Source organism: Thermalbibacter longus, assembly GCF_023806485.1.
Classification (GTDB): domain Bacteria; phylum Chloroflexota; class Chloroflexia; order Thermomicrobiales; family Thermomicrobiaceae; genus Thermalbibacter; species Thermalbibacter longus.
Genome location: NZ_JAMSLR010000057.1, coordinates 1 through 317, shown reverse-complemented (window position 1 = coordinate 317; position 317 = coordinate 1). Strand labels below are relative to the sequence as shown.

The 317-nt window shown below is 64.0% G+C and carries 1 pseudogene; it reads left to right on the top strand.

The features are described 5' to 3' along the window. Positions 1–317, top strand: a pseudogene (locus NET02_RS16430) (cytochrome c oxidase subunit II); the annotation flags it as partial.

Genomic DNA, 317 nt, shown 5'->3' with positions numbered 1-317 from the left:
CGATCTGGGTGGAGCTGGGCTGGACCATCGTGCCGCTGCTGATCGTCATCGGCATGGCGCTGCCCGCCACCAAGGTGATCGTGGCGCAGAAGGACACCTCCAACGCCGACCTCACGATCAAGGTGGTCGGCATGCAGTGGAAGTGGGGCTACGAGTACCTGAAAGGGGAAGGCGAGGGCATCCAGTTCCTGTCGACGCTGGATCCGCAGCACCGCCTGATGTCCGACAGCGGCAAGGTCACCCCGACGGACGACTACCTGCTCAAGGTCGACAACCCGCTGGTGGTGCCGGTGGGCAAGAAGGTGCGCATCATCACC